19 protein-coding genes are annotated in these 21566 nt (G+C 71.6%); 1 reads left to right on the forward strand and 18 read right to left on the reverse strand.

Translation table 11 applies throughout. The features are described 5' to 3' along the window. Nucleotides 1-7 precede the first annotated feature (7 nt). The 13 genes from AC54T1_RS08325 to AC54T1_RS08385 form a co-directional block, all read right to left on the reverse strand. Nucleotides 8-346: a P-II family nitrogen regulator gene (locus tag AC54T1_RS08325; RefSeq protein WP_484345253.1), complete on the reverse strand. Its 339-nt coding sequence runs from the start codon at nucleotides 344-346 to the stop codon at nucleotides 8-10. Beyond that, entirely contained in the window at nucleotides 343-1653 is a 1311-nt protein-coding gene (locus AC54T1_RS08330) for an ammonium transporter (protein WP_484345252.1), read from the reverse strand. Before AC54T1_RS08330 ends, AC54T1_RS08325 begins: the two co-directional genes overlap by 4 nt. 161 nt (nucleotides 1654-1814) lie before the next feature. Beyond that, complete coding sequence (ftsY, locus tag AC54T1_RS08335; protein WP_496911648.1) at nucleotides 1815-3023, reverse strand: signal recognition particle-docking protein FtsY; 1209 nt, start codon at nucleotides 3021-3023, stop codon at nucleotides 1815-1817. A gap of 108 nt (nucleotides 3024-3131) precedes the next feature. Then, complete coding sequence (smc, locus tag AC54T1_RS08340) at nucleotides 3132-6698, reverse strand: chromosome segregation protein SMC (RefSeq protein WP_496911649.1); 3567 nt, start codon at nucleotides 6696-6698, stop codon at nucleotides 3132-3134. 44 nt (nucleotides 6699-6742) lie between these two features. Further along, nucleotides 6743-7183, reverse strand: a complete 441-nt coding sequence (ndk, locus tag AC54T1_RS08345) for a nucleoside-diphosphate kinase (RefSeq protein WP_484345249.1) — start codon at nucleotides 7181-7183, stop codon at nucleotides 6743-6745. Between the two features lie 38 nt (nucleotides 7184-7221). Further along, nucleotides 7222-7671: a DUF4233 domain-containing protein gene (locus AC54T1_RS08350; protein ID WP_484345248.1), complete on the reverse strand. Its 450-nt coding sequence runs from the start codon at nucleotides 7669-7671 to the stop codon at nucleotides 7222-7224. 38 nt (nucleotides 7672-7709) lie between these two features. Next, nucleotides 7710-8426 (reverse strand): dihydroxyacetone kinase phosphoryl donor subunit DhaM, encoded by a 717-nt coding sequence (gene dhaM / locus AC54T1_RS08355; RefSeq protein ID WP_484345247.1) that lies wholly within the window; start codon nucleotides 8424-8426, stop codon nucleotides 7710-7712. Continuing rightward, on the reverse strand, nucleotides 8423-9070 hold the full coding sequence (gene dhaL / locus AC54T1_RS08360; protein ID WP_484345246.1) for a dihydroxyacetone kinase subunit DhaL: 648 nt from the start codon (nucleotides 9068-9070) through the stop codon (nucleotides 8423-8425). The genes dhaM and dhaL overlap by 4 nt, the downstream gene beginning before the upstream one ends. Nucleotides 9071-9219: 149 nt before the next feature. After that, entirely contained in the window at nucleotides 9220-10209 is a 990-nt protein-coding gene (dhaK, locus tag AC54T1_RS08365) for a dihydroxyacetone kinase subunit DhaK (protein WP_496911650.1), read from the reverse strand. Nucleotides 10210-10290: 81 nt separating this feature from the next. After that, nucleotides 10291-11691, reverse strand: coding sequence for a bifunctional folylpolyglutamate synthase/dihydrofolate synthase (locus tag AC54T1_RS08370; RefSeq protein ID WP_484345244.1), 1401 nt, complete (start codon nucleotides 11689-11691; stop codon nucleotides 10291-10293). Then, complete coding sequence (ileS, locus tag AC54T1_RS08375) at nucleotides 11688-15047, reverse strand: isoleucine--tRNA ligase (RefSeq protein ID WP_496911651.1); 3360 nt, start codon at nucleotides 15045-15047, stop codon at nucleotides 11688-11690. The genes AC54T1_RS08370 and ileS overlap by 4 nt, the downstream gene beginning before the upstream one ends. 158 nt (nucleotides 15048-15205) lie before the next feature. After that, the gene (locus AC54T1_RS08380; RefSeq protein WP_484345242.1) at nucleotides 15206-15436 is read right to left on the reverse strand and encodes a hypothetical protein; all 231 of its coding nucleotides are present in this window, start codon (nucleotides 15434-15436) and stop codon (nucleotides 15206-15208) included. Between the two features lie 244 nt (nucleotides 15437-15680). Continuing rightward, nucleotides 15681-16439 carry an SDR family oxidoreductase gene (locus AC54T1_RS08385; protein WP_484345241.1) on the reverse strand — a complete coding sequence of 253 codons (759 nt, stop codon included), beginning with the start codon at nucleotides 16437-16439 and terminating at the stop codon, nucleotides 15681-15683. A gap of 85 nt (nucleotides 16440-16524) precedes the next feature. Here AC54T1_RS08385 and proC point away from each other — a divergent pair, with 85 nt between their 5' ends. Then, a complete protein-coding gene (gene proC / locus AC54T1_RS08390) occupies nucleotides 16525-17358 on the forward strand; it encodes a pyrroline-5-carboxylate reductase (RefSeq protein WP_484345240.1) in 834 nt (277 codons plus the stop codon). Between the two features lie 40 nt (nucleotides 17359-17398). Here the strand turns inward: proC and AC54T1_RS08395 are convergent, their stop codons facing one another. The 5 genes from AC54T1_RS08395 to narH form a co-directional block, all read right to left on the reverse strand. Beyond that, a complete protein-coding gene (locus AC54T1_RS08395; protein ID WP_496911652.1) occupies nucleotides 17399-17629 on the reverse strand; it encodes a helix-turn-helix domain-containing protein in 231 nt (76 codons plus the stop codon). Continuing rightward, a complete protein-coding gene (locus AC54T1_RS08400) occupies nucleotides 17629-18300 on the reverse strand; it encodes a hypothetical protein (RefSeq protein ID WP_496911653.1) in 672 nt (223 codons plus the stop codon). The genes AC54T1_RS08395 and AC54T1_RS08400 overlap by 1 nt, the downstream gene beginning before the upstream one ends. 146 nt (nucleotides 18301-18446) lie before the next feature. Continuing rightward, nucleotides 18447-19190 (reverse strand): respiratory nitrate reductase subunit gamma, encoded by a 744-nt coding sequence (gene narI / locus AC54T1_RS08405; RefSeq protein WP_496911654.1) that lies wholly within the window; start codon nucleotides 19188-19190, stop codon nucleotides 18447-18449. Further along, nucleotides 19187-19786, reverse strand: coding sequence for a nitrate reductase molybdenum cofactor assembly chaperone (narJ, locus tag AC54T1_RS08410; RefSeq protein WP_496911655.1), 600 nt, complete (start codon nucleotides 19784-19786; stop codon nucleotides 19187-19189). Before narJ ends, narI begins: the two co-directional genes overlap by 4 nt. Nucleotides 19787-19842: 56 nt before the next feature. After that, a complete protein-coding gene (narH, locus tag AC54T1_RS08415; RefSeq protein ID WP_496911656.1) occupies nucleotides 19843-21552 on the reverse strand; it encodes a nitrate reductase subunit beta in 1710 nt (569 codons plus the stop codon). Nucleotides 21553-21566: the final 14 nt, after the last annotated feature.

The following is a 21566-nucleotide window of genomic DNA, read 5'->3' on the forward strand; positions in this document are numbered from 1 at the left end:
CCGTGCGCTACAGAGCCTGCGCGCCGTGCTCCCCGGTACGGACCCGGGCCACGTCGTCGACGGGAACGGTCCAGACCTTTCCGTCGCCGATCTTCCCGGTCTGCGCGGCCTGGACGATCACGCCGGTGACGACCATGGCGTCGTCGTCCTCGACGAGGACCTCGATGCGGACCTTGGGCACGAGGTCCACGGTGTACTCGGCGCCGCGGTACACCTCGGTGTGGCCTTTCTGGCGGCCGTAGCCGCTGGCCTCACTGACGGTCATCCCTCGGACGCCGGCCGCCTCGAGGGCCGACTTCACGTCGTCGAGACGGTGGGGCTGGATGATTCCGGTGACGAGCTTCATGCCTTGACCTCCGTAATGACCCGGCCGCCGCCGAGGGTCTCGTATGCGCCCTCACCGTGGACGGCGAGGTCGATGCCGCCGACCTCCGCCTCCTCGGTGACCCGCCAGCCGAGGGTGCTCTTGATGATGAGGCCGATGACGAGCGTCACGACCGCCGAGACGATCATGGCCACGACTGCGACGACGATCTGGATGATGAGCTGGTCGATGCCGCCACCGTAGAACAGACCGGTCTCGGTCGCGAGGAATCCGATCGCGACGGTACCGACGAGGCCCCCGACGAGGTGGACGCCGACGACATCGAGCGAGTCGTCGTAGCCGAACCGGTACTTGAGGCCGACGGCGAGTGCGCACAGGGCGCCGGAGACGAGACCGAGGACGATCGAGCCGACGGGGCTGAGCGCACCAGCGGCGGGGGTGATGGCGACGAGACCAGCGACGATGCCGGACGCGGCACCGAGCGACGTGGCGTGACCGTCACGGATCTTCTCCACGACGAGCCACCCGAGGATGGCTGCCGCGGCGGCCGTCGTCGTGTTGACCCAGGCGAGGCCGGCCGTCTCGTTGGCACCGAAGGCGGAGCCCGCGTTGAACCCGAACCAGCCGAACCACAGGAGCGCGGCACCGAGCATGACGAACGGGAGGTTGTGCGGGCGCATCGGCTCCTTGCCGAAGCCCTTGCGCGCTCCGATGAGCAGGACGAGCACGAGCGCTGCCACACCGGCGTTGATGTGCACGACCGTGCCACCCGCGAAGTCGATGGGCGCGACGTCGGCCACGCCGTCCGTGCTGCCGAAGATCATCGACGCGATGCTGTTCTCGGCACCGCTGAGGATCCCACCGCCCCACACCATGTGGGCGATCGGGAAGTAGGAGAGGGTGACCCACAGGGCTGTGAACAGCAGCCAGCTGCCGTACTTCACACGGTCCGCGATGGCGCCGCTGATGAGCGCGGTCGTGATGATCGCGAAGGTGACCTGGAAGGCGACGTCGACGACCTGCGGGTAGTTGCCGAGGGTGCTCACCACCGGATCACCCGCCTCGTCGAAGATGGTGCCGGAGAGGCCGAACTGATCGAACGGGTTACCGATGATCCCGCCGACGTCGGAGCCGTACGACATCGACCAGCCCCACAGCACGTACACGACGCCGATGATGGCCATCGCGCCGAACGACATCATCATCATGTTGAGCACGGACTTGGCTCGGACCATGCCGCCGTAGAAAAACGCCAGACCGGGCGTCATGAGGAGCACGAGAGACGCTGACGTCAGCATCCACGCGGTAGCTCCGGTATCCCATTCCATCGGATCATCTCCCATCCCAGCCGGGGCGGCCGGTCGGGTACAACCTTCTGGGAGCGCGGTTACCCTCAGCGCGCGATCGTGTTACGCCCGCGTGACGAGATCACCACTCAGGTAAACGTTGTGTTTCGCGCAGGCCGACGATGCCCCGATCCGGGCCGGGCTCACTCCTGGAGCAGGGCGTCCACGAATCCGGCGGGGTCGAACGGGGCGAGGTCGTCCGGCCCCTCACCCAGGCCCACGAGCTTGACCGGGACGCCGAGCTCACGCTGCACGGCGACGACGATCCCGCCCTTGGCGGTCCCGTCCAGCTTCGTCAGGACGATGCCCGTGACACCCGCGACCTCTGCGAACACCCGGGCCTGGTTGAGTCCGTTCTGTCCTGTCGTGGCGTCCAGCACGAGGAGAACCTCGCTCAGGGGCGCCTCCTTGGTGATGACGCGGGTGATCTTGCCGAGCTCGTCCATGAGGCCGGCCTTGTTCTGCAGACGTCCCGCGGTGTCGACAAGAACGACGTCCGCACCGCGGGAGCGCGCCGTACGCACCGCATCGAACGCGACGGCCGCAGGGTCTGCCCCGTCCTTGAAGGACCGCACCGTCTCGACGCCCACCCGGGCGCCCCAGGTCGTCAGCTGGTCCGCGGCTGCTGCCCGGAAGGTGTCGGCTGCGCCAAGGACCACCGAGCTGCCGTCCGCGACGAGCACCCGGGTGAGCTTGCCGACCGTCGTCGTCTTGCCGGTGCCGTTGACCCCGACGACGAGGACGACGGCTGGTGTCTTCGTGCCGTCCTCGTTCACCACGGGCCGGGTGTTGAGGCTGCGGTCGAGCGTCGGGTCCACGAGCGTGATGAGCTCGGACCGCAGCATCGCTCGGACGCTCGCCGCGTCCTTGACCCCCTGGACCCGCACCTGCAGGCGCAGGGCCTCGATGAGCTCGGTCGCCGGACCGGCACCCACGTCCGCGAGGAGCAGGGTCTCCTCCAGCTCGTCCCAGTCGTCCTCGGTGAGGTGGTCGCGCGAGAGCACCGAGAGCAGCCGGGTGCCGAGGGGGGAACCGGAGCGCGCGAGCCGCTCGCGCAACCGGGTCAGCCGCCCGGCTGCCGGCTCGGGCACCTCGACCTGCGGGAGGTCGAGGTCGGGCACGCCGACCTCGGGTCGGGTCAGCCCGGGGTCCACGAGCCCGCCGGGAGCCGGGTCCAGCGCGACGCCCGTCCCGTCCGCCTCGTGCGCCCGTGGGCCGACCTGGGCGCCCGTCGAGGAGCGGTCGATCGGCGGAGCCCCGCGGCGCCGTCGTGCGGTCGAGACGCCGACGAAGCCGAGGACGAGGAGGGCGAGGACAGCGAGGGTGATCCACAGCGGGAGGAGTTCAGTCACCCCTGCAGTCTCTCAGGACGGGGCGTCGCGCTGCACCACGAGCGGTCGACCGCGAGCGGACGGGCGGCCAGCACGTTGCCCGACCCCGCCGGCAGGGGGCAGCGTGCGTCAGTCCCGGGCGGGCATGCGCTGGCTGATGACCGTCGTCACGCCGTCGCCCTGCATGGTGACCCCGTAGAGGGCGTCCGCGATCTCCATCGTCCGCTTCTGGTGCGTGATGACGATGAGCTGGCTGTCCCGTCGGAGCTCGACGAAGATCTCCAGGAGCCTGCCGAGGTTGGTGTCGTCGAGCGCCGCCTCGACCTCGTCCATGACGTAGAACGGGCTGGGTCGTGCCTTGAAGATGGACACGAGGAGCGCGACGGCGGTGAGCGAACGCTCGCCGCCCGACAGGAGGGACAACCTCTTGACGCGCTTGCCGGCAGGCCGCGCCTCCACCTCGATGCCCGTCGCGAGCATGTCCGACGGGTCGGTGAGCACGAGGCGCCCCTCACCGCCGGGGAACAACCGCGGGAACACCTCCTCGAACTGGGCCTGGGTGTCGTGGAAGGCCTGGGTGAACACCTGCTCCACGCGCTCGTCGATCTCCCGGACGATCTGCAGGAGGTCGGCCCGGGAGGTCTTGAGGTCGGCGAGCTGATCGGTGAGGAAGGTGTGCCGCTCCTCGAGCGCCGCGAACTCCTCGAGCGCGAGCGGGTTGACGCGCCCCAGACGCGCGACGTCCCGCTCGGCGGCCTTGAGCCGCTTCTCCTGCTCTGCGCGCACATAGGGGCGCTCGCGCGGAGCGTCGGGGTCCTCCCCGTCCGCCGCCGCGCTGCCGGGCGGGTCGGGCACGGGACGGTGCGGCCCGTACTCCTCGACGAGGACCTCGGGGTCGAGCCCGAGGTCCTCACGCGAGCGCTGCTCGGCCTGCTCGATGCGCAGCTGATGCTGGGCCCGGAGGACCTCGTCACGGTGGGCGACGTCGGTGAGCGCCCGCACCTGCCCGTCGAGGTCCTGCACGACGCCCCGTCGTCGTGCAGTCTCCTCGTCGTGCTGGGCGCGGGCCCGCTGCGCCGCATCCCGCTCGAGACCCGCTCGCTCGAGCGAGCGCTCGACCTGGCGCAGGAGCACCGTGGTCGCGTCCTGGACCGCGGCGGCTCGATCGATCTGGCGCAGGCGCTCGGCCTCGAGCGCAGCCGCGCGTTCACGAGCAGCTCGCTCCGCGGCGGCCGCACGGTCGAGCCCTTGCGCGCGACCAGCAAGTGCGCGGGCACGCTCCTCGCTCGTCCGCAGCGCGAGCCGTGCCTCGACCTCCCTGGCTCGGGCGTCGGCCGCTGCTGCGGCGCGCGAGTCGCGGTCCGAGGTCGCCGCTGCGATGGACTGCTCGGACTCCTCCGGGACGGCGTCGGCCGCCTCGAGACGGTCCTCGAGCTCCGCCATCTCCTGCTCGAGACGCTCGAGGTTCGCGGTCGCGGCCGCGAGCTGGGCCGTGAATCGCGCGGCCTCTGCGCTGGCACCACGCGCGGTCGCACCGAGGCGCCCGAGCCGCTCCGCCACGGCCGCCAGCGCGGCGTCCGACGCGTTGAGGTTGACGAGCGTCTCCTCGGAACGCGCCCGCGCGGCCGCCTGCGCCTCGCGTGCCTGCTCCTCGGCAGCACGGATGGCGAGCAGCCGCTCCTCGACCTCACGCGCCCCGGACTGCGCCTCGGCGAGCGCCGCGCGCAGGTGCAACGCACCCGGTGCGGACGCCGAGCCGCCCGCCGCGCGGTCCGCAGCGAGGAGATCACCGGTGCGGGTGACAGCGACGAGCTCCGGGCGCCCGGCGACGAGGCCGCGAGCGGCGTCGAGATCGTCCACGACGACGACGGTGCGGAGCAGGGCTGCGATGCCCCGCGCCACCGACGGGTCCACCGTCAGGACGTCCGTCACCCGCACGACGCCCGGCGGGAGGTCGTCTTCCGCGGACTGCACGACCGGCTCGCCCTCGGCCGCCACCACGAGGGCGGCGCGGCCGGCCTCCTCCTCGCGAAGGAGGCGGAGCGCTGCGGCGGCTGCGTCGACGGACCCGGCCGCAACCCCGTCGGCCCACGACCCGAGAGCCGCGGCGACGGCGTCCTCGTACCCGGGGGCGATGGTCAGCAGATCAGCGACGGGTCCCAGCAGCCCGGACGCGTCGGAGGCCAGCAGCACCCCGGCACCGTCCTTGCGGTCGAGGCTCATCTCGAGCGTCTCGCTCCGGGTGCGCCACCGGGCATGCTCGGCCTCCGCGTCGGCCCGCGCCTCCCGCGCGGCGCGCAGGGCGCTCGTCGCAGCCTCGAGCGCGAGGGCAGCCGCCTCGTGCTGTGCGTCGAGGTCGTGCTCGCCCTGCTCCGCGCCCTGCACCTCGGTCTCGAGCGCCTCAGCCTCCTGCGTGGCGCGGCTCGCGCGGCGCTCAGCCTCGGCGAGCGACTCGCGGACCCGCTCGATCTCGGACGCGGTCGCCTCGAACCGTGAGCGTGCAGCAGCGACCTTGCCCGCGAGGCGCGCCCGTCCCTCCCGCCGGTCGGCGGACGCGCGCACGAGTGCAGCCAGGAAGCGCTCCGCGGAGCTCGCGCCCTCCTCCGCGTCCGTGCGCTCGACGCCAGCCGCCTCGAGCGCCACCCGGAGGCGCTCGACCTCGTGCTGGAGCTGCGCCTCGGTGGCACGGGCACGTTCGGCCTGTGCCTCGAGGTCACGCGGGTCCTGACCCCGGGTCGTCTCCTGCGGTGCTGCGAGCAGCCGCAGACGCTCGGCCGCGAGCGTCCGGGTCCCCCGGACGCGCTCGGCGACGGCGGACAGCTCGTACCAGGTCTCAGCCGCGGCCGCGAGGGCCGGCGCGGCCTCGGCTGCCCTGGCCTCGCTCTCCGCGAGCGCTCCGCGAGCCTGGTCGAGCGCCTGCTCCGCCGCGGCCCGTCGCTGCTGGACCGCGGTGTCCTCGGCGATCTCCTGCTCCCTCGTCGCGAGGAGCTGGGCGAGGTCGTCTGCGAGGAGTCGGGCACGGGCGTCCCGGAGGTCGGACTGCACGGCAGCGGCACGACGCGCGACCTCGGCCTGACGTCCGAGCGGACCGAGCTGCCGGCGCACCTCCGCCGTGAGGTCGCCGAGACGCAGCAGGTTCCCCTGCATGCTCTCGAGCTTGCGGAGCGCCTTCTCCTTGCGCTTGCGGTGCTTGAGCACCCCCGCGGCCTCCTCGATGAACCCGCGCCGCTCCTCAGGGGTCGCCCGGAGCACCGCGTCGAGCTGCCCCTGACCGACGATGACATGCATCTCCCGCCCGAGGCCGGAGTCGGAGAGCAGGTCCTGGATGTCGAGGAGCCGGCAGGATGACCCGTTGATCGCGTACTCAGAGCCCCCGTTGCGGAACAGCGTCCGGCTGATCGTCACCTCGGAGTACGCGATCGGGAGCGCTCCGTCGGAGTTGTCGATCGTCAGGGCCACCTCGGCCCGTCCGAGCGGCGGCCGACCTGACGTGCCGGCGAAGATGACGTCCTCCATCTTCCCGCCGCGCAGCGTCTTGGCCCCCTGCTCGCCCATGACCCAGGCGAGGGCGTCGACGACGTTCGACTTGCCGGAGCCGTTGGGCCCCACGACGCACGTGACGCCCGGCTCGAACCGGAGGGTCGTCGCCGATGCGAACGACTTGAATCCCCGCAGAGCGAGGGTCTTGAGATGCACGGTACGACGGCCGGTGTGCTGCTGGCGGCGTGGGTGTCAGGTGCTCAGAGGCCGGGGAACCACAGGGCGATCTCGCGGGCGGCAGACTCCTCCGAGTCGCTGCCGTGCACGAGGTTCTGCTGCACCTTCAGGCCCCAGTCACGGCCGAGGTCACCACGGATGGTGCCGGGGGCGGCGGTCGTCGGGTCGGTCGTCCCTGCGAGCGAGCGGAAGCCCGGGATGACGCCCTGCCCCTCGGCGACGACTGCGAGCACCGGGCCGGACTTCATGAACTCGACGAGCGGTGCGTAGAACGGCTTGCCCTCGTGCTCGGCGTAGTGCTGCGCGAGGAGCTCGTCGGTCGCGGTCTTCAGCTCGACGGCTGCGAGGGTGTACCCCTTGGCCTCGATCCGGCGCAGGATCTCCCCCGACAACCCCCGGCGGACGCCGTCCGGCTTGACGAGGACGAGGGTGCGGGAGGTCGCGGGTGCGGGGTCTGTAGTCATGCGGAACACCCTAGTGGGTGACTCCGACGCCGCGGCGATCAGCGGACGTTCGGCGCCTCGTCGGGGTGCGCCGCGTCGTACTCCGCGCGCTCCCGGTCGATCTTCGCGCCCAGCCACAGCGAGACGATCCACAGCGCGATGAAGACGATCGCCACGGGGAACATGAGGGGGATGACGAGACCGCCCGCGAGGAACGGGACCTGGACGAGCGACCCGGCGACATAGCCGCCCGGCATGGTCACCGTCCGGCTGAGGACGAGGAGCGTGAGAGCGAGGACACCACCGACGAGCCAGACCTGGCCCGCGGGGACGTCGAGGAGCCGTGACGCCGTGAGCGTGGCGAAGACCACGACGAACGCCTCGAGGACGAGCATCGTCGACGCGAACTGCGGCTTCGCGGGCTTCTTGGGGACGATGCGTGGTACTCCGCCGCTCTGCGGGGAGACACCGGGGCCGACGGGCTCGGGGGTGCTGCTGGCTCTGCTCACCGACCCAGGATACCGACGACAGCGCCCGGGCCTGCCGCTCAGGCCTCGCCGAACCCGCCCTCGACAGCGTGCACGACAGCTGCCACGGCCTCGACGGCCTGCGGTCCGCTGGCCGAGACGTCGAGCTCCTGCCCGCCGGTCGCACCCAGCTTCATGAGCTCGAGGATGCTCGCGCCGTTCACCCCGTTGACGGTGAGGCGGGCGTCGAACCCCGCGATGAGACGGGCGAGGACCGCCGCCGGCCTGGCGTGCAGACCGAGCGGGTTGCGCAGCACCACCGACCGGCGTGTGCCGTCGCCGTCACCGCTTGCTGCAGCGGGCACCCCGGCCTCGCTCGTCCTCTCCGGCCACTCCCGGTCCGAGAAGGTCGAGCCCGCATGCTCCGCGGAGTCGAGCACCTCGGCGAGGCTCCCGCCGCCATGAGCCGTGACCGCGGCAGCGACCGCTCCCTCGACGAACGGAGCGTCCGCGAGGCGGACGCGTTCCGAGTCCGCGGCAGGCAGCACCTCGATGACCGACTCCACCGTGAGGATCGCCGAGCCGAGGTCGGCGAGGACGAGCACCCCGTCCGACGTCCGCAACGCCTCGGAGACCGCGCCACTGACCCGGCCGAAGTCGGTGCCGAGCGTCTGCTCCGCGGTCCCGCCGGCGTGCAGCAGGAGCACCCCCGGCGCCATCTGCGCGGCGAGCTCCGCGGTCCCCGCGGCGAGCCGCTGGGAATGGGAGACGAGGACCAGCGCCACACGTGCTCTCATGCTGCGTCCTCCTGGGTGGCCGCCCGCACAGCCGCGCACAGGACGATGACGCTCGAGGCTGCCCCGGGGTCCTCGTGACCGACGCTCCGCTCACCGAGGTAGCTCGCACGCCCCTTCGTCGCGACGAGCGGCTTCGTCGCGTCCGCGCCCGCGCTCGCACCCTGCGCGGCAGCGACGAGGACCCCGAGCGGAGCGGCGCCGGCGGCCGCGGCAGCGACCGCGGCCTCGACCGCCGGCACCCACGCGTCGACCATCGTCTTCTCGCCCTGGACCGCCTTGCCTCGCGCCGTGATGCCCTCGAGGGCCGCCTCGAGGAGTGCCACCACACCACGCGCGTCGAGCGTCTCGAGCCCTGTGACCTTGGCGGCGCGCAGGTACGCCGTCCCGTACAACGGACCGGAGGCCCCCCCGACCGAGGACATGAGCGTCGTGGCGACGAGCCTGAGCACGTCACCGATGAGCCGTGGCTCCTCCTCGACCGAGTCGAGGGCGCTCACCACGGCCCGGAAGCCCCGGTCGAGGTTCTCCCCGTGGTCCCCGTCCCCGATCTGCCGGTCGAGCTCCACGAGATCGTCGCGCGCTCCTGCGATCGCGGCTGCGGTCTCCCGCGCCCATCGCTCCGCCCACGCCACGTCCAACGCCATACCTGCCACAGTCCTTCTCTCGCCCGCATCCGTGCATCTCTCGTGACCCGCCCGCGTCACTCCCGCACTCCCGCACGCCCTGCTCGTCGCCGGGCTGGAGCCGTTCGTCGTCGGGCCGGGCTTCGTCACCCGCCGGGCACCCGTGTGGTTCACCACCGGAGAGCTGCCGTCCGGACCGGGGCGTCCCACAGCTCGGTGAGCTCGTCGTCAAGGCGGAGCACCGTGACCGACGCCCCCTGCATGTCCAGCGCAGTGACGTAGGAACCCACGAGCGACCTGCTGACCTCGACACCCTGCTCCTCGAGGAGCCGGCGTGCCTGACGATAGACCACGTACAGCTCCGACACGGGTGTCCCGCCCATACCGTTAACGAACAGCAACACCCGGTCCGCCGGTCGCAGGGCGAGGGCACTCCCCACCGCGTCGAGCAGGACGCGGGTGAGCTCGTCGGCGTTCGTGTGCGGGACACGGCGACGCCCGGGCTCACCATGGATCCCGATGCCGATCTCCACCTCGTCCTCCGCGAGGTCGAAGCTCGGACGTCCGACATGCGGCACGGTGCACGCCCGCAGGGCGACGCCCATGGTGCGGACGTCGCCGACGACCCGCCGGGCGAGCGCCGCGACGGACGCCAGGTCGTCGCCGCGCTCTGCGGCGGCGCCGGCGATCTTCTCCACGAGCAGCGCTCCGGAGACACCCCGCCGGCCGATCCCTGGCTCGTCGGTCGCGACGTCGTCGTCGACGACCACCGTGACGACGTCGCGGCCGTCATCCACCGCGATCTCGGCCGCGGTCTCGAAGTTGAGGACGTCGCCCGTGTAGTTCTTGACGATCGCGAGGACCCCGCGCCCGCTGTCGGCTGCGACGAGACCCCGCAGCACCTGGTCCGGCGTGGGCGAGGTGAACATCGGACCCGGGACGGCGGCGTCGAGCATGCCCGCTCCCACGAATCCCGTGTGCAACGGCTCGTGCCCGGATCCCCCGCCGGAGACGAGGCCGACCTTGCCGGCGCTCGTGCCCCCGCGTCGGGTGACCACCAGGGAACCCGGGAGCTGCGCCACGAGGTCGGCGTGTGCGAGGACGAACCCCTCGACGGCCTCGGCCACGGCCTCCTCGGGCGCGTTGATCAACTTCTTCATGGCACGCCTCTCCCCGGGTCGCGTCGTCGTCGGTCCCGCCATTAGACCACCCCGGCTCCGGCGGTGCGGGCCGGAGCCCGGTCAGCCGCGGCCGAGGAGCACCCGGGCCTCGGCCGCGAGGATGACGGACCCGGTGATGAGCACGCCGGTGCCGGTGCCGACACCGATGGTGTCCTCGCTCTCCGCGCGGCCGGCCGCGAGGTCGATCGCGGCGTCGAGCCGTTCAGCGCTGTGGACCCGGTCCTCCCCGAAGATGTCGATCGCGAGCTCCTCCAGGTCGTCGACGTCGTGCGACCGTTCGGAGCTCGAACGGGTGACGACGACCTCCGCGAGGAGCGGCTCGAGGAGGGCAAGGATCGTCTCGGCGTCCTTGTCCGCGAGGACACCCACGACGCCGATGAGCCGGGTGAACTCGAAGGACTCCTCGACGGCGTCGACGAGCGCCTGCGTCCCGGCGGGGTTGTGCGCCGCGTCGACGAGCATCGTCGGGCTGGAACGGACCACCTCGAGGCGCCCGGGGCTGTCGACGTCCGCGAACGCCGCACCGACGACCTCGCCGTCGAGGGCCCGTCCACCGGAGAGCAACGCCTCGGTCGCCGCGAGGGCGAGCAGCGCGTTGTGCGCCTGGTAGGCCCCGTACACCGGGAGATAGATCTCCGTGTAGAGCCCAGCCGGGGTGCGCAGGCTCGTGAGCTGGCCGCCGACAGCCGGGTAGCGCTCGGGGACCTCGAGGTCGATCCCCTCGCGCAGGACACGCGCCCCGCGCTCCGCGGCCACCGCGAGGATCACTCCCTCGGCGTCCTCGCTCTGCTCCGCCAGCACGAGCGTCGCCCCCTCCTTGACGATTCCCGCCTTGGTCCCGGCGATGTCCGCGATCGTGTGACCGAGCCACCGCTGGTGGTCGAGAGCGACGGGAGTGATGATCGCGACCTCGCCGTCCGCGACGTTCGTCGAGTCCCAGGTGCCGCCCATCCCGACCTCGATGATCGCGACGTCGACAGGGGCGTCGGCGAACGCGGCGAAGGCCATGACCGTGAGCACCTCGAAGAAGCTCAGTCGCGGGCCACCGGACGCCTGCGACGACTCGTCCACCATCTCGACGTACGGCTGGACGTCGCGCCACACCTCGATGAAGCGCTCCGCGCTCAGCGGCTCGCCGTCGATGGCGATGCGCTCGGTGACGGAGGTGAGGTGCGGGCTCGTGAAGCGTCCGGTGCGCAGCCCGTGCTCGCGCACGAGCCGCTCGACCATGCGGGAGGTGGAGGTCTTGCCGTTCGTGCCCGTGACGTGGACCGTGCGGAACGCCCGCTGCGGGTCGCCCAGGAGCTCGCAGACCTGGCGGACCCGGTCGAGGGTCGGGTCGATGTCATGCTCCGGGGCGCGGCTCATGATCGACCGGTACACACCGTCCAGCTCCGCCTGGACCTCGGGCGGGACCTCGGGGCCCTCGTCCCGACGTCGGCCGTTCGTCCTGCTGCTCATGCGTCCACCCCCGTGGTCGTCCCCTCGCCGGTCGCGCGGGCGACCGTGACGTGCCGGTCCGGCGCCGGCGACGCGGCGACGACGATCTCGACCGCGAGCGTCTCCCGTGCGATGAGCTCGGAGTGCTCCTCGACGGCTGCGAGCCACTCCGGCGGCACCGTCAGCGAGAGGGTGATGCGGTCGGTCACGTCGAGGTCCGCCGCCTTCCGGGCGTCCTGCACGTCGCGGACGACGTCGCGGGCGTACCCCTCGGCGAGGAGCGCGTCCGTGAGAGCGAGGTCGAGCACGACGAACCCGCCGTCGGGCAGGACCGCCGCGGCGACCTGTCCGTCCGCGTCACCGGAGCCGACGACGGTCGACACCTCGTACTCCGCCGGCTCGAGCGGCACGTCGCCGTCGGGCGTCGTCAGCACGATCGTGCCGTCCGGCTCCTCGCGCCACTGGCCCGCCTTGGCCGCCTTGATCGCAGCCTGGACGCCCCGGCCCAGGCGTGGGCCTGCCGCGCGGGCGTTGACCGACAGTCGGCGGGAGATGCCGTACCTCTCGGCCGCGCCGGAGTCGAGGCCGACCAGCTCCACGTCCTTGACGTTGAGCTCGGTCGCCAGGAGGTCGGTGTACGGCGCGAGCGTCGTCGGGTCCTCCACGACGACGGTGAGCCGGGCGAGCGGCTGGCGCACCCGCAGCTTGTGGGCCTTGCGCAGACCGAGGCTCAGCGAGCACGCGGTGCGGACGCGGTCCATGACGGCGACGAGCCCGGCGTCCGGCACGAGGACGGGGTCGACGACCAGCCGCACCCCGGCCGCGCGGACGGCGCCGTCGACGACGAACGGTTCGGCGTCCTCGTCGACGCGCTGCTGCGCGGGCCAGTCGGTGAGGTGCACGCTGCGTCCACCGGTGAGCCCGCGCCACACCTCCTCGCTGAGGAGCGGAGCGAGGGGGGCCATGACCCGGGTGAGCACCTCGAGCGCGGTCCACAGCGTGTTGAACGCGTCGGTGTCCTCCGCCCAGAACCGGTTGCGCTGGGTGCGCACGTACCAGTTGGTGAGCACGTCGAGGTGCTCCCGGACGCTCTCACAGGCGCCGGAGATGTCGTAGACGTCCATCTGTCGGGTCACGGTGTCGACGAGACGCTCGGTGCGCGCGAGGAGGTACCGGTCCATGACGGGCAGGCCGGCGACCTCGTCGGGCGTGACGGCGCGTGCCTGGTACCCCGCGCCGCCATTCGCCGCGTCCGCGTACAGCGTGAAGAAGTAGTACGTGCTCCACACGGGCAGCAGCACCTGACGCACGGAGTCCCGGATGCCCTCCTCGGTGACGACGAGGTTGCCACCACGCAGGATGGGCGAGCTCATGAGGAACCACCGCATCGCGTCCGAGCCGTCGCGGTCGAGGACCTCGGAGACGTCCGGGTAGTTGCGCAGCGACTTGCTCATCTTGCGGCCGTCCGACCCGAGCACGATCCCGTGCGAGACGGCGGTGCGGAAGGCAGGCCGGTCGAACAGGGCGGTCGCGAGGACGTGCAGCGTGTAGAACCAGCCCCGCGTCTGCCCGATGTACTCGACGATGAAGTCGCCCGGGTAGTGGTGCTCGAACCAGTCGGCGTTCTCGAACGGGTAGTGCACCTGCGCGAACGGCATGGACCCCGAGTCGAACCACACGTCGAGGACGTCGGGGATGCGGCGCATCGTCGAGCGCCCCGTGGGGTCGTCCGGGTTGGGGCGCGTCAGCTCGTCGATGAACGGGCGGTGCAGGTCGGTGACGGGCACGCCGAAGTCCGCCTCGAGCTCGGCGAGTGAGCCGTAGACGTCGACGCGTGGGTAGGCAGGGTCGTCCGAGACCCACACGGGGATAGGCGTGCCCCAGTAGCGGTTGCGGGAGATCGACCAGTCACGGGCGTTCGCGAGCCACTTGCCGAACTGGCCGTCCTTGATGTGCTCCGGTGTCCAGGCGATGTCCTGGTTGAGCTCGACCATGCGGTCGCGGATCTTCGTGACGCTGACGAACCAGCTCGACACGGCCTTGTAGATGAGCGGGTTCCGGCACCGCCAGCAGTGGGGGTAGGAGTGCTGGTAGGTCTCGTGGCGCACGACGACCGCGCGGCGCGCCGCGTCGGTCCGGGCGAGCGGCCCGGTGCCGTCCTTGAGGTCCTTGATGATCGCCGGGTTGGCGTCGAACACCTGCTGGCCGGCGTACTCCGGCACCTGCGCGGTGAACCGACCGCGGTCGTCGACGGGCACCACCGTGCTGATGCCTGCCTCGAGGCACACCGCCATGTCGTCCTCGCCGAAGGCGGGCGCGAGGTGCACCAGCCCGGTGCCGTCCTCGGTGGTGACGAAGTCGGCCGTGAGGATCTGGTGAGCGGCGGGGTCGGCGTCCGCCCCCGCGAAGTAGTCGAACGGCGGGACGTACCGGCGGCCGGCGAGCTCGGCGCCGCGGACGGTGCGCAGGACGTGCGACGCGACGTCGTCGGAGAGGTCGAGCTCCTTGGCGTAGGCGGACAACCGCGCCGCACCCAAGAGCACCTCGTTGCCCGCGAGCGCAGACTCGGGGCCGGGCGCGACGACGACGTACTCGACGTCCGGCCCGACGGCGACGGCGAGGTTCGAGGGCAGCGTCCACGGTGTCGTCGTCCAGATGAGCGCGAGCTCCTGGGTGGGCTCGCCGGCGTCGTCGAGCAGGCGGAGCCCGACGGTCAGCGCCGGGTCCTGACGGGACTGGTAGACGTCGTCGTCCATGCGCAGCTCGTGGTTGGACAAGGGTGTCTCGTCGCGCCAGCAGTAGGGCAGCACCCGGTAGCCCTCGTACGCGAGCCCCTTGTCGTACAGCTGCTTGAACGCCCAGATCACGGACTCCATGAACGTGATGTCGAGCGTCTTGTAGTCGTGCTCGAAGTCGACCCAGCGCGCCTGGCGCGTCACGTACTGCTGCCACTCCCCCGTGTACCGCAGCACGGACTCGCGGCATGCCGCGTTGAACGTGTCGATGCCCATGGCCTCGATCTGCGACTTGTCGGTGATTCCCAGCACCCGTTCGGCCTCGAGCTCGGCCGGCAGGCCGTGGGTGTCCCAACCGAAACGGCGCTCGACCCGCTGCCCACGCATCGTGCGGTAGCGCGGCACGACGTCCTTGGCATACCCGGTGAGCAGGTGGCCGTAGTGCGGCAGGCCGTTGGCGAACGGGGGGCCGTCGTAGAAGACGAACTCGTTGCTGCCGTGCTCGCCCTCGGGGCGGTTGTCGATCGACGCCTGGAACGTGCCGTCGGCCTGCCAGTAGGCGAGGACCTCCTCCTCGAGCGCGGGGAGGTTCGGGGAGGCGGCGACGCCGTCGTCGGACGGGCGGTGCAGCGGATAGCTCATGAGTACAGCTCCTGTGGCGGGTGGTCCGGGTCGTGCTCGCTCTCGTGCGAGGACGACACCGACGCGTGAGCGTCGAGCCGCGGTACCACCCCGCTTGCCGCTGGTCGGTGCAGACCGGCGGCCTCTCATGTCGGCTGTGACGGGCCACCCGTCCGGTTCTACTGGGGTGCCCCGGTGAGGGAGACCTGTTCTTCCGGAGGCTCACCGGTGATGGCCGGGTCGACGCCTGTGCTCCCACTATAGCCACCGGTCCGCGCGCTGCGGGGCGGGTGACGGCGGCCAGGACGCTGTGGTGGCGCCAGGCGACGGGCGGAGTAGGCGGAGATGTCGCGGGCGACGAGCATCTCGATGGTGAGGGGTGCGGAGGCGAGGACCTCGAGGGTGACCATGGTGTTCCTCTGGGGCGGTGCTGGGCCCGCTCACCTCAGGGACATGGTCCTGGGTCGGCGCGGGCAGGGCGGGTCGGAGGCAGGGGCCTCAACAACACGCGGCACGGGTGACCTGCACCGCAGCGGAGCGCACGCGCTGGGCGCGCACGACGGCGGGGCGGGAGGTGGTCACGACGAGGAGTGTGCCATCTCCCCAACGGTCGGGCAAGGGCACCCGCGGCTCGGGGCGCGCACCGGCGATACGTCAGGCGGGCGGCGTGCGTGCGACGACCGTGTTCGACGCCTGTGCCCGCGGGCGGATCACCATGGAGTCGATGTTCACGTGGTGGGGTCGGGTGAGGGTCCACGTGATCGCGTCGGCGACGTCCTGCGCGGTGAGCGGCTCCTCGACGCCGGAGTAGACGTCGTCGGCGCGGCGCTGGTCGCCGCCGAACCGGGTGAGCGAGAACTCCTCCGTGCGCACCATGCCGGGGGCGATCTCGATGACACGCACGCTCTCGCCCACGAGCTCGAGGCGCAGCGTCTCGGCGAGCACGCGCTCGGCGTGCTTCGCGGCGACGTACCCGGCACCGCCCGGGTAGGTGCCGTGCCCGGCGGTGGACGTGACGACGACGACGTCACCGCGTCCGGACTCTCGGAGGGCGGGCAGCAGCGCCTGGGTCACCTGGAGGGTGCCGAGGACGTTCGTCTCGTACATCTGACGCCACTGCTCGACGTCGCCGGTGGCGACGGGGTCGAGCCCGAGCGCTCCCCCGGCGTTGTTGACGACCGCGTGGAGCGGACCCTGTTCCGTGACCAGCGCGGCCAGGCGTGCGACGTCGTCGGCGCGCGTGATGTCGGCCGCGACCGCGGTGGCGCCGGTCTCGGCGGCCAGCTCGGCGAGGCGGTCCGCACGGCGCGCGACCGCGACGACCTCCCAGCCCTGCGCACGCAGGAGGCGCACGGTGGCGGCGCCGATCCCCGACGAGGCTCCGGTGACCACCGCTCGTAACGCCTGCGACATCGCTCTCCCCCTGCTTCCCGGGGGGCTCGTGCCTCCCACCCGCTACCGTAAACCAGCACGTCCACACCACGAGAGGTACGCAGACATGACGGTCGGGTTCATCGGTACGGGCAACATGGCGAGCGCGATCGTCCGCGGGATCGTCAGCGACGGCTTCCTCCCCGCGACGGAGATCGTCGTGTCCGACCCGACGACCGAGAAGCGCGAGGCGCTGCGGGACGAGCTGGGCGTGCGCGCCGCCGCGACGAACGCGGAGCTCGTCGAGGCCTGCGACGTCGTCGTGCTCGCCATGAAGCCGCAGGTGATCCCGGAGGTCCTGCCGGAGCTCGCCGCCCAGCTCGCCGACCGGCGCCGGGTCGTCGTGTCCATCGCCGCAGGGACCCCCGTCGCCCGGCTCGAGGCGCTCCTGGCGACGGCCGGACGGCCGGCGGGCTCCGCGCCCGTCGTCCGCGTCATGCCGAACATCAACGCGACCATCGGTGCGGGCATGGCGGCGGTCACCGGCAACGCGGCCGCGACGCGCGAGGACCTCGACCTCGTGCTCGGGATCTTCCGTGCTGTCGGGGACGCCATCGAGCTGGCGGAGTCACAGTTCTCGACCTTCACGGCGATCGCCGGCAGCTCGCCCGCGTTCGCGTACCTGTTCATCGACTCGCTCGCGCGGGGCGCCGTGCAGGCAGGTATGCCGAAGGCGCTCGCGACGCGGATCGCCGCCCAGACCGTGCTCGGGTCGGCGCGGATGGTCCTGGAGTCCGAGCACAACCCGTGGGGCCTCATCGACGCCGTGTGCTCGCCCGGGGGGACGACCGTGGCCGGTCTCATGGCGCTCGAGGACCGGGCGTTCCTGTCGACCGTCGTCCATGGCGTCGCCGCGACGATCGCACGGGACGCCGAGCTCACCGCGCGCACCGAGACCTGACCCGATCCGCCCGAGGACACCCAGGGTGGCGAGGACGAGATCAGGCATCGAGCACAACCTCGAAGAGGTCGCCCGGCCCGCACTCGAGCACCTGGCACAACCGGGTGAGGGTGTTGAACCGGATCGCCCGCGCACGGTTGTTCTTGAGGACGGAGAGGTTGACAACCGAGATCCCCACCCGCTCGGAGAGCTCTACGAGGGTCATCCCCCGTGCTTCCAGGAGGGCGTCGAGACGGCACACGACCGAGTGGTCGTCGGGCTGCTCACCCATCAGACGATGCCGTCCTGGTCGCGAGCGAGCCGCGCACCGCTGCGCAGGGCTATCTGCATGCAGATGCAGAAGAGCATCGCGGCGTAGGCGATCCACACGCCGGACCCGAGGTCGGGGCTCGGGGCCATGCGGCCCTCCCACCCCAGGGAGCCGATGGCCCAGCTGGTGCCCAGCTGCCGCAGCCCTTGCGGGCCCGCGACCGTGGCGAAGACCGCCACCGTGAACACGTTGAGGACGCGCATCGTCGCCGGTGCGAAGAGGCGCCCGTCCGACAAGCGCAGGGCGAGCAGCGCGAGCATGACGGCGACGGCGCACCACAGCACCGTGTGCACGCCGTCAGCCAGCCAGAGCAGAGCCACGGCAGCTCCTGGCAGAGCGTCTGCAGCGACGGTCACCTCGAGCGTTCCCGTGGGCTCGAGAGCGACGCCAGTGGGCGACTGGACGATCGACACGCCGTCGACCTGGTGCAGCGCCAGCACGACGAAGCCCTCGCTCCACTGGTAGGTCGCGGCGAGCAGGTACGACACGACGAGCGCCACGACACCGATCCCGCAGACGACGACGACCCAGAAGAGCAACCTGCGGTCCTTGCGGCTCTGGTCGGTGAGGGTGGTCACGACCGTCGACGGTCGGGGTGCGGGCTCTGCGGGTGGCGTTCCGTTGGTGTCCATCGTCACACCATATTGTTTATCGTTACTAACGACAAACGATATGGCGGGCGACGGCCGGTTGCCCGACGGCTCGTGCGCGGTCTGCTCCCTTGGCTGCACGACGGTCGAGATCACTGCACGCACCGCACGCGCCGAGAGCTGACGGACTACCGGCCGCTCGTCGCTCGGTCCCAGGCTGAGCGCCGGGGCCGCCGAGCCGGCGCGACGTCCTTGCTGCGGTAGACGACGTACGGACGCCACAGGTAGCCCACCGGGGCGCTGAAGACATGGACGAGGCGGGTGAACGGCCACATCGCGAAGAGGATCATCGCCGCCATGGCATGCGCCCGGAAGCCGACGGGCGCCTGCGCCATGAGCTCTCCCCGGGGGTCGAGGTAGAAGATGCTGCGGTACCACTCGGAGACACCGGTGCGGTAGTCGTAGTCCCCGCCGAGGTTGAGGACGGAGCCGGAGACGGTGTTCCACAGGCCGAGGAGGATGACGAGACCGAGCATGAACCACATGGCCTTGTCCGTCCTCGTCGTCGCGCTGAACACCGGACCCACGGTCCGCCTGCGGTAGATGAGCAGCGCCGCGCCGACGAGGGTGCAGAACCCGGCGACGCTCCCGATGCTCACGGCGAGGACGTGGTAGGCGCGCTCGGAGATGCCCACCGCGTCCGTCCAGCTCTGCGGGATCCCGAGGCCGAGGACGTGCCCGAGGAACACGGCGAGGATCCCGAAGTGGAACAGCGGGCTGGCCCAGCGCAGCAACCGGCTCTCGTAGAGCTGCGAGGAGCGCGTCGTCCAGCCGAACTTGTCGTACCGGTACCGCCAGACGTGCCCGAGCACGAAGATCGCGAGGGTCACGTACGGGATGACCACCCACAGGAGGATGTCGGTCGTCGTCATGGGTGGACTCCGGAGTACTCGGGGCGGGCGAACGGTTCGAGGCCGACGTCCTCGCCGGGTGGTCCCTCGGCCGCGAGGCGCAGGACCGCCTCGCGGTCCGTGCCGGCGAGCGCCGGGAGCGTCGCGCTCACCGCCGTGACGGCGTCGGCGTACGGCGACCCGACGTCGAGGAGGGCGGTGCGCAGCAGCTCCAGCCCTGCACGGTGCTCGAGCAGCAGCCGGATGCCCTCCGCCCGGTCGGCGGTGGCGGCGAACTCCAGGAGCACGCAGAGGTGGTCGGGCAGCTCCTCGTCGCCGACGACGAGCCCGGCCCGCCGGTACGCCTGCTTGAGGGTGACGAGGGCGACGCCGCGCTGCCGGGTGTCGCCGTGGGCGTAGTAGGTGAGGTAGAGGCAGCAGCGCCGACGGTGGTCGAACGTCGCGACGTACTCCGCCTCGAGCTGCCCCTGGGTCCCCGCGGCGAGGTGCGCGACGAGCCGGCGCAGCGGGGCGCCCGACTGTCCGGGCAGCGCGCCGCACACCCGCTCGAGGGCGCCGAGACGGCCGAGCAGCGTCGCGTCGGGGTAGTCGAGCAGGAGCGCCGCGACGCGATGCACGACGGCGGTCTCCTCGGATGCCAGCTCCCTCGCTGCGCGCGCCCGCGCCGCACGGTTCACGGCCGCGGCTCCGTCTCTCCGGCGGGGTCGGTCCCCTCCGAGCGGTCCGGGTCGGCGCCGGGGCGGGCGTCCCGGGAGGGGAACAGCCCGGGGGGAGCCCCCTTGCCGTCCCAGTTGAGGAGGTTGACCCGCGCGGGCGTGCCCGTCGCGCTGTCGCTCGTCTGACGCTGCTTGAGCATGTGGAAGTTCTCGATCGCCACGGGAGTGGTCCCGCCCGACCCCTCGCCGAACGGGCCGGACCCACCCATGCCGGGACCGCCGTCGTAGTCGAGGCTGCACTCCGTGGCGAGCTCCTCGAGACCGTGGGCCTGCTCCGCGTGCGCCGGCGGGATGACGTACCGCTCCTCGTACTTCGCGATCGCCAGGAGCCGGTACATCTCGTACATCGAGTCGCCGTCCATCCCCACGGCCTGCGCGATGGACTCGTCGCGCTCGCGTCCGAGGGTGATGTCCCGCATGAACGACCGCATCGCCGCCAGGCGCTTGAGCACCGCCGTCACCGGCGCCGCCTCACCGGCGGTGAAGAGCTCCGCGAGGTACTCCACCGGGATCCGCAGGGTGTCGATCGCCGCGAAGAGGTTGTGCGTGTCCTCCGCGTCCTGCCCTGTCTCGGCGACGACGTCGACCACCGGGCTGAGCGGCGGGATGTACCAGACCATCGGCATCGTCCGGTACTCCGGGTGCAGGGGCAGCGCCACCTCGTAGTCGCTGATGAGGCGCCAGACCGGCGAGCGCTGGGCGGCGTCGACCCAGTCCCGCGGGATCCCCGCGAGCTCCGCCGCGCGGACCACCTCTGGGTCGTGCGGGTCGAGGAACACGCTGCGCTGCGCGGTGAGCAGGTCGTGGTCGTCCGCGACGCTCGCGGCCTCGAGAACCTTGTCCGCGTCGTAGAGCACGAGCCCGATGTACCGGAGCCGACCGACGCACGTCTCGGAGCAGATGGTCGGCAGGCCCACCTCGACGCGTGGGTAGCAGAACGTGCACTTCTCGGCCTTGCCGGTGCGGTGGTTGAAGTACACCTTCTTGTAGGGGCACCCGGTCACGCACTTGCGCCAGCCCCGGCACGCGTCCTGGTCGACGAGCACGATCCCGTCCTCGGCGCGCTTGTAGATCGCTCCCGACGGGCAGGACGCCGCGCACGACGGGTTGAGGCAGTGCTCGCAGATGCGCGGCAGGTAGAACATGAACGTCTGCTCGAACTCGAGGGTGACCTTCTCGGACACCTTCTGCAGGACGGGGTCAGCATGGGCGAGCTCAGGGGCGCCGCCGAGGTCGTCGTCCCAGTTGGCGCTCCACCGGATCGCCGTGTCCTCGCCCGTGAGGAGCGACGTCGGCCGGGCCACCGGCGTGTGCTCCTGCAGCGGCGCCGTCGTCAGCGTCTCGTAGTCGTAGGTCCACGGCTCGTAGTAGTCGTCGATGGACGGCATCCTCGGACTCGCGAAGATCGTCGCGAGGTTCTTCCACCGCCCGCCCTGCTTGAGCTTGAGGCGCCCGCGCCGGGTGCGGGTCCAGCCGCCCTCCCAGCGTTCCTGGTCCTCGTACGTGCGGGGGTACCCCTGCCCGGGCCGCGTCTCGACGTTGTTGAACCACACGTACTCGGTGCCGCTGCGGTTCGTCCACGCCTGCTTGCACGTCACCGAGCACGTGTGGCACCCGATGCACTTGTCGAGGTTCATGACCATCGACATCTGCGCCATCACTCGCATCGTGCCCACCCTCC

This window comes from Sanguibacter sp. Z41_6 (assembly GCF_059621145.1).